Source organism: Escherichia sp. MOD1-EC5950 (genome assembly GCF_002965345.1).
GTDB classification, from domain to species: Bacteria; Pseudomonadota; Gammaproteobacteria; order Enterobacterales; family Enterobacteriaceae; genus Escherichia; species Escherichia marmotae.
In genome coordinates this window covers 1-6,252 of record NZ_PTSR01000056.1, presented here as the reverse complement: position 1 = coordinate 6,252, position 6,252 = coordinate 1, and the positions used below count along the sequence as shown (strand labels likewise).

The 6,252-nt window shown below is 50.1% G+C and carries 8 protein-coding genes and 1 pseudogene; 7 read left to right on the top strand and 2 right to left on the bottom strand.

Features of this window, described 5'->3' with window-relative positions; translation table 11 throughout:
* Positions 1 to 401: 401 nt before the first annotated feature.
* Both BEA93_RS25410 and BEA93_RS23645 read left to right on the top strand, forming a co-directional pair.
* Positions 402 to 557, top strand: a complete 156-nt coding sequence (locus BEA93_RS25410; protein ID WP_172953896.1) for a hypothetical protein — start codon at positions 402 to 404, stop codon at positions 555 to 557.
* A gap of 48 nt (positions 558 to 605) precedes the next feature.
* Positions 606 to 1,598 carry a hypothetical protein gene (locus BEA93_RS23645; protein ID WP_105225186.1) on the top strand — a complete coding sequence of 331 codons (993 nt, stop codon included), beginning with the start codon at positions 606 to 608 and terminating at the stop codon, positions 1,596 to 1,598.
* 101 nt (positions 1,599 to 1,699) lie between these two features.
* On the opposite strand, the gene BEA93_RS23640 is transcribed toward BEA93_RS23645, so the two are convergent.
* Together BEA93_RS23640 and BEA93_RS23635 are read right to left on the bottom strand one after the other, a co-directional pair.
* Complete coding sequence (locus BEA93_RS23640; protein ID WP_105225185.1) at positions 1,700 to 2,095, bottom strand: plasmid partitioning/stability family protein; 396 nt, start codon at positions 2,093 to 2,095, stop codon at positions 1,700 to 1,702.
* Positions 2,095 to 3,054, bottom strand: coding sequence for a plasmid segregation protein ParM (locus BEA93_RS23635; protein WP_105225184.1), 960 nt, complete (start codon positions 3,052 to 3,054; stop codon positions 2,095 to 2,097). Before BEA93_RS23635 ends, BEA93_RS23640 begins: the two co-directional genes overlap by 1 nt.
* A 440-nt stretch (positions 3,055 to 3,494) precedes the next feature.
* Here BEA93_RS23635 and BEA93_RS23625 point away from each other — a divergent pair.
* The 5 genes and pseudogenes from BEA93_RS23625 (at position 3,495) to BEA93_RS23600 (ending at position 6,223) form a co-directional block, all read left to right on the top strand.
* A pseudogene (locus BEA93_RS23625) lies at positions 3,495 to 4,347 on the top strand (DUF1281 domain-containing protein).
* Entirely contained in the window at positions 4,344 to 4,655 is a 312-nt protein-coding gene (locus BEA93_RS25405) for a hypothetical protein (RefSeq protein WP_105267673.1), read from the top strand. Before BEA93_RS23625 ends, BEA93_RS25405 begins: the two are co-directional and overlap by 4 nt.
* Before the next feature lie 76 nt (positions 4,656 to 4,731).
* Positions 4,732 to 5,415 (top strand): DNA methylase, encoded by a 684-nt coding sequence (locus BEA93_RS23610; protein ID WP_105225180.1) that lies wholly within the window; start codon positions 4,732 to 4,734, stop codon positions 5,413 to 5,415.
* On the top strand, positions 5,416 to 5,637 hold the full coding sequence (locus BEA93_RS23605) for a hypothetical protein (RefSeq protein ID WP_062876505.1): 222 nt from the start codon (positions 5,416 to 5,418) through the stop codon (positions 5,635 to 5,637).
* A gap of 13 nt (positions 5,638 to 5,650) precedes the next feature.
* Positions 5,651 to 6,223, top strand: a complete 573-nt coding sequence (locus tag BEA93_RS23600) for a DUF1380 family protein (RefSeq protein ID WP_105225179.1) — start codon at positions 5,651 to 5,653, stop codon at positions 6,221 to 6,223.
* The last annotated feature ends 29 nt before the right edge of the window (positions 6,224 to 6,252 follow it).

The window sequence follows — 6,252 nt, the reverse complement described above, 5'->3', positions numbered from 1 at the left end:
TGTCCATTAAAAATGATGGACATTATTTTTGTAGAGCCGGAGGAAACAGACCAGACGGTTTAAATGAGCCGATTACTGAAGTTTCACGACATAGCGGGGAAGTTTGCTTCTTTGGGGGGGGGGCATGCGCTCTGTACGCTGAGCCGTTATCTGTCAGCCACTGGATGGACTGTTCCGGTACTTTATCGCCAAAGCGTTTTTCTATCGCTCCTAACATCACATCCTGCACTGTCGCTTTATCGTAACTAAGGAATGCAGGCAGAACGGGAAGCACTGCAGAATGAGACAGTAGTCTGGAAGTACATCAAAATTGCAACAATAGTACGCTATTGCGTGACGTAGATTCGTGACGTATAGTTACTACAGCTTATTTGTATATAACTACCATCAGGTACAAAATTATGTCTCCCGCACAAGCTAAACAAAAGCAGCATGAACGCTACGAAGCCGTAGCGGTGCAGGTTTTGCGTGGTCGTGTCGGTTACAAGCCTGCCGTGAAAAGCCGTTTCAGTAAGTCAGCCAATAGCAAATTCTCCCATACTATCGCTTTTGCCTGATCCTGAACTTTGAGGCACAATAAACCATCATTCGCTGATGGTTTTTTTATGCCAGTTCAAGACGTTATTCCCCCCTATGAGCAGATGTACCTGCTAAATCAGCAGTTGATCTGCAACGCTGACCAGCTCAAACATGCCGTTATCACAGTTGGCGGCCAGGCTGTGCAATATTGGATATCCTATTATCATGCACAATACGGCGACAGATTGCCTGATGAGCGTCTCACCACTTCTGTTGACTGCGACTACAGTGCCCGGAAAGATGATATTGCGGCTATAGCAAAAACGCTCAACGTGAAAACGTGGGAAAACAAAGACGGTCAGCCCCCATCCCTTGCGCAGTTTATGCTTATCGATCAGGACACACACGATATCAAACGGGATGATGGACGTTTATTTGCCGTACCGGATGCGCCTGACGAGCCAAATGTGGTGGATATTATCGATCGGCCCGGAGGCTTCGACCGTTCTGATTTTCTGGGGGAAAAGCTTTACCTGCATACTGCCCCGTTTTATGTAGAAGCAACCGGCCCCGGTATGCCTGAAATGAATGAAAAGGTAAGGGTGTTGAACCCTGTAGCCTGTATGCGATCGCGCTTTAGCAATCTGATTGCCTTGCGCCGTGATGCTGAAATTGAAATTGCGCGAATTAACGCGCTCAAGATTCCGTGTTATTTCTTTCTCATCGAACAGTTTGATGAACAGCCGTTCAAAGTTGCTCGAGGAATCTTTATGGATTTATGGCGGCTCGCGAATGACGAAAGTTGTCTGCGCCATCAGACCTTCTGGCATAGTTGGCAGGGGCCACTTCTTGAAGGGCAACAAAGTAACAACATCACTCTGATTGATGTATTGGAAGGCGTCCATGCATTCCTGGAAGGGCATCTTGATGACTTTGAAATACCTGAAGCCTTTGTCACCAAAGAATTACCGATAAAGCTCGCACAGTTGCGTGAACGCTGGGAGCGTTATGTGGTACTCAATGCTGAATGGGCAGCAAGAGGGCGCAGGGGATTTGAACGTAATTACCGTGATGATTAGCCTCCTTTGAGCTGAAAGATTTGCACATGTGCAAATCACCAGAGCACCCGCTAATCTTTGTTTTAAATTAAAATGGGCAGAATATATTCCGCCCGGCTTTGTTATTTTTTTAACATAGAAAGATTGCATCTGGTTTGTTCTTCGAAATCATCTTTCGGAGTGATGCTCTCTGATTTTTTTTCTGAAGATTCCTCCATAATGCTTTTTAGCATACTTATATCAATCGATGTGGATTTGTATCCTGTTGTTTGCTCTATAAGTTTTACCAGATTTTCTGCAGAAATTTTTTCACTGAAAAAACCACTGATTAGCGTTAACAGTCGGGGGTCAACAGAATAAAGAGCTGCTCCGCAAATAAGGGATTGTCTGTAGAAGTCTCCCCGCATTTGTATCGGGAGAGTGTCTATTGTTTGTTGTGTCAGGCTGTCCTGCGGATAAAGTGTCGGGTGCAGGTATGCCACAACTTTCTTTCTTTTTTTCGGATCACTGCTTTCCATTACGCATGCACCATTGCTTTCACCAATGCAAACTGAGGTTCATCCACCTTGTTTACTTTCAGATTCGGGAAATATTGCTTTATGTGAGGGTAAATAAGCTCAGCTCCTCCGCCAGTGAGATAGATTCGGTTCATTCCTGAGAATGTTGAAATTTCCTGCCTGATGCTTTCTGCCAGGGATTTCACTTCACTGTCTATTACATGAGTTATGTTTTTTATTTCAGTTACATCATTTATTAATGTCTGGAGGTATTCATTATCATGTCTGTTTTTTATTAACTCATCAGCAATAAAATAATTACATGGTGTGGAGGCTTTCGTCAGCGCATTCATGACGGTATGAGTGATGCGGGATGTCCCGATTTCTGAATAGCCACGGATTTCAGAAATGCCTTCAAATGCACCGAGAATTAAACCACAATCCAGAGTGGTTCCCCCAAGATCGATAATCAGGCTGCGTTCAAGTTTGTTTACTTTATCTTTCTTTAGTGATTCAAATGCAGCTGGCAAAGATTCAGGCATTACATTAACTTTTTTAATTTTAAATGTTCCCCCTTTATTCAGGGATATCTCACGGAGAACATTTGCCTTTTTCCTTTCTATTCTTTCTTCATTTGGTTGATTGTCATTATCAAAGAACTCGGTCACAGGTAATGTCACTGTCAGTTCTACATCCTGTGGCTGAAGGCCGGATGTCAGCAGTGCATGATGTATGGCAAGCAGATTGGTGGTGCTGTATTGATAACTGACATGTGTTGTACCTATGACAGCAGTGCTGCCCAAATCATAGGTGTATTTTTTTCCATCCACGACGTAATTGTAAACTTTGCCGGCATTAAATAGTCCCGGGTTCCAGCCTTCTTTAAAGCTGTTTCCTGACAGACTGGTTCTTACCTCGCCATCTTCAAGCCAGGCCAGTTTTACGTTAGTTGAACCATCATCGCATGATACTTTTAGCATTTTTTTATTGCCTCGTTTTGAGTTTGTTTTTGTCTCAAATTGAGCATCATTTGTGTTGATGCATCTTTTTGAGTTTTTATTGCTTCTTATTGTGTCTCATTTTGAGTCTATGTCAAGCAATGTGACTCTTTTAGAGTCTCTTTATGTTCTTATTGTAACTCAATTTGAGTTTCTGTTGGTTTCTCATTTTGCGTCACGAACTGAGACGGAAACTACTTAACCAGGCCGTGCCGGCACGTTAACCGGGCTGCATCCGATGCAAGTGTATCGCTGTCGCCGGCCTCCTCACCCGGTCACGTTTCGTCGTTCCTCCTCCACGCGCTGCGGCTTCGGGGCCGCACCTGCATTCGTATGCGGTCGCCCGGTTACAGGTGCGGCACGGCCTGATGGAGGCCGCATGTGAGAGGAGAATTCCCATGCCAAACTGGTGCTCGAACCGTATGTATTTTTCTGGTGAACCGGCAAAGATTGCTGAGATTAAACGACTGGCCAGTGGTGCAGTCACACCGCTTTATCGCCGCGCCACAAATGAAGGTATTCAGCTGTTTCTGGCCGGAAGTGCCGGACTTCTGCAGACCACTGAAGATGTGCGGTTTGAACCATGCCCCGGACTGACGGCTGCCGGGCGTGGCGTTGTATCGCCGGAGAATATCGCGTTCACCCGCTGGCTGACACATCTGCAGGACGGTGTACTGCTGGATGAGCAAAACTGCCTGATGCTGCATGAACTCTGGCTGCAGAGCGGTACTGGACAGCGTCGCTGGGAAGGATTACCGGACGATGTCAGGGATACCATCACCGCACTTTTCACCCCAAAAAGAGGTGACTGGTGCGACATCTGGAGTAACGAGGATGTATCGGTGTGGTGGAACCGTCTGTGTGACAACGTCCTGCCGGAAAAAACCATGCCGTTTGACCTGCTGACGGTTCTGCCCACCCGCCTGGATGTTGAAGTGAATGGCTTTAACGGTGGTGTTCTGAACGATGTTCCTTCTGCATATCACTGGTATACGGAACAGTATGGCGTGAAGTGGCCTTGTGGGTATGAGGTGAATATCAGCAGTCAGGGAGACAACTTCATTCAGGTTGATTTCGATACGCCGTGGTGTCAGCCGGAAAGCGACGTTGTTGCAGAATTAAGCCGCCGTTTCAGTTGCACGCTGGAGCACTGGTACGCCGAGCAGGGCTGCAATTTCTGTGGCTGGCAGCGATACCCCGACAGATGATGATGAGCTGCCGGAAGTCACTGCGCCGGAGTGGATAGTCGACAAGGTGGCGCATTACGGTGGATGAAGTATGACGGAGACGGGCGGGCAACCGCCCGTTTCTTTTCCGGTAAAGGATGTCGCTGTGCTCCTCTTTTTACTGCGCCGGCTGACGCGGCGCGGCATAAACGCTGCCTGTGGTCAGTGTCCCGCGTCCGGCGGGCACGGGACGGGCGCTTTTACCGCTCCCGGCTGGCGTCGGTGACAGTGTACGCCAGCCCGTCGCCCTTTTCTGATGAACGCCCTTCAAGCCGCTTTCGCGGCATAACCTTGCCGTCAAAAAGACGACGGCTGCGGTATTCCACGGTCGGCCTGACCCGTTACCGGACGCGGTGAACAGCCCACAGGCAGCGGGGAACGGGCACCACAGGGGGGCCCTCCCGGTGCCTTCTGTAAGAGAAGGAGTGTTGTTATGTCCCGTTTTGTCCTCGGTAACTGCATCGATGTTATGGCCCGTATTCCTGATAACGCCATTGATTTCATACTGACTGACCCGCCGTACCTCGTCGGTTTTCGTGACCGTCAGGGGCGTACCATTGCTGGCGATAAAACCGATGAATGGCTGCAACCGGCCTGTAATGAAATGTACCGCGTGCTGAAAAAAGACGCGCTGATGGTGAGCTTCTATGGCTGGAACCGCGTCGATCGCTTTATGGCCGCCTGGAAAAATGCGGGATTCAGTGTGGTCGGACACCTGGTGTTTACCAAAAACTACACATCCAAATCTGCGTATGTCGCGTACCGCCACGAATGCGCCTACATCCTGGCAAAAGGTCGTCCACGTCTGCCACAAAACCCGCTGCCGGACGTGCTGGGCTGGAAATATTCGGGCAACCGCCATCACCCGACGGAAAAGCCCGTTACCAGCCTGCAACCGCTGATTGAGAGCTTCACACACCCGAACGCGATTGTACTGGACCCGTTTGCTGGCAGCGGCTCAACCTGCGTCGCCGCCCTCCAGTCCGGACGCCGGTATATCGGTATCGAGCTGCTTGAGCAGTATCACCGTGCCGGACAGCAACGTCTGGCTGCCGTACAACGGGCCATGCAGCAGGGGGCCGCGAATGATGACTGGTTTATGCCGGAGGCTGCGTAAATGAACTATGCCGGACACGAAAAACTTCGCGCCGAAGTGGCGGAGGTGGCCAGTGCCATGTGCGACCTGCGTACAACCATGAATGAGATGGAGCGGCGGTACAGCTTTAATGCTGACACCCTACCGGAACGTCTGGTGCGTCAGACGTTGTTTCGCGCAAACCGCCTCCTGATGGAGGCATATACCGAAATTCTGGAACTGGATTCCTGCTTCAAAGATTGAGAAGGAGACGAGTATGTACGGAACATGCGAAACACTCTGCCGGGAGCTGGCAGCAAAGTATCCGGGAGACACTCCGCTGATGCTGGTTGTCTGGTCCCCGGAAGAGATTCAGGCACTGGCTGACGGTATGGAAATTTCTCTGACCGATCATGAAATCAGGACCGTCCTGGCGCGCCTGGAGGATATCCCGGAAGACCAGCGGATTAAGTCCGGCATTTCTTCCGGTGCGGAACTTGTACTGTCCGGCAGTCAGTGGCAGTCGCTGCCGGTACTTCCGGCAGACGGAACGCAGGTGTCTTTCCCGTATGCCGGCGAATGGCTGGCAGAGGACGAAATCAGGGCTGTACTTGCGGCGGTGCGCGATGCCATTCTGAACCGGGGCGCACGTTTTTCGGCGGTGGAAATGTACCTGGTCAGTGAGTGTGTGGAGCATATCCTGTCCAGTGGGCTGGCCTGCGATGTGCTGCGTATACCGGATGAACCGCCCCGCCGCTGGTTTGACCGGGGTGTTCTGCGGGAGGTGGTCCGGGAAGCACGAACCGAAATCCGCAGCATGGCGGATGCCCTGGCAAAAATCCGGAAATGATGACGATGGCGGGGATAATCCCCGCCTTT

Bases quoted from the DNA above. Each gene is read 5' to 3' on its own strand.
- BEA93_RS25405 (WP_105267673.1), top strand. From the start codon at position 4,344: ATGAAGTATGACGGAGACGGGCGGGCAACCGCCCGTTTCTTTTCCGGT.
- BEA93_RS23610 (WP_105225180.1), top strand. From the start codon at position 4,732: ATGTCCCGTTTTGTCCTCGGTAACTGCATCGATGTTATGGCCCGTATT.
- BEA93_RS23645 (WP_105225186.1), top strand. From the start codon at position 606: ATGCCAGTTCAAGACGTTATTCCCCCCTATGAGCAGATGTACCTGCTA.
- BEA93_RS23635 (WP_105225184.1), bottom strand. From the start codon at position 3,054: ATGCTAAAAGTATCATGCGATGATGGTTCAACTAACGTAAAACTGGCC.
- BEA93_RS25410 (WP_172953896.1), top strand. From the start codon at position 402: ATGTCTCCCGCACAAGCTAAACAAAAGCAGCATGAACGCTACGAAGCC.
- BEA93_RS23600 (WP_105225179.1), top strand. From the start codon at position 5,651: ATGTACGGAACATGCGAAACACTCTGCCGGGAGCTGGCAGCAAAGTAT.
- BEA93_RS23640 (WP_105225185.1), bottom strand. From the start codon at position 2,095: ATGGAAAGCAGTGATCCGAAAAAAAGAAAGAAAGTTGTGGCATACCTG.
- BEA93_RS23605 (WP_062876505.1), top strand. From the start codon at position 5,416: ATGAACTATGCCGGACACGAAAAACTTCGCGCCGAAGTGGCGGAGGTG.